1 pseudogene is annotated in these 603 nt (G+C 72.8%); it reads left to right on the top strand.

Annotated features, from left to right (window positions below):
• Positions 1-462 (top strand): annotated as a pseudogene (locus tag ACFHWS_RS28530) (4-hydroxy-2-oxovalerate aldolase); the annotation flags it as partial.
• Positions 463-603 lie beyond the last annotated feature (141 nt).

Raw genomic sequence — 603 nt, 5'->3', positions numbered from 1 at the left:
CAGATCGGCATTCACGCCCACCACAACCTGTCCCTCGGTGTGGCCAACAGCGTCGTCGCCGTGCGGCACGGCACCACCCGGGTCGACGCCTCCCTGGCCGGGATGGGCGCCGGGGCCGGTAACGCCCCCCTGGAGGTCTTCACCGCCGTGGCGGACCTGCACGGCTGGAAGCACGGCTGCGGCACCTTCGCGCTGATGGACGCCGCCGAGGACCTGGTCCGGCCGCTGCAGGACCGGCCGGTGCGGGTCGACCGGGAAACCCTGTCGCTCGGCTACGCCGGCGTCTATTCCAGTTTCCTGCGCCACGCCGAACGCGCCGCCGACCGCTACCACCTGGACGTGCGGTCCATCCTGGTCGAACTCGGCCGCCGCAGGATGGTCGGCGGCCAGGAAGACATGATCACCGACGTCGCCCTCGACCTCGCCGACGCCGCCAACACCGCCCACGGAGGTGCGCAGTGACCACCAGCGCAGACGTCGACCTCGCCGGGTTGGCCGCCCGGCTCGACGAGGCGGCGGTCACCGGCACCCCGATTCCGCAGCTCGCCGACGCCCACCGGGTCGACGTCGACGCCGCCTACGCGGTGCAGCAGGCCCTGATCG

The organism is Micromonospora sp. LOL_013, from assembly GCF_048060315.1.
GTDB lineage: Bacteria > Actinomycetota > Actinomycetes > Mycobacteriales > Micromonosporaceae > Micromonospora_E.
The sequence above is the reverse complement of the archived record's forward strand: the minus strand, read 5'-3'. Positions and strand labels throughout refer to the sequence as shown.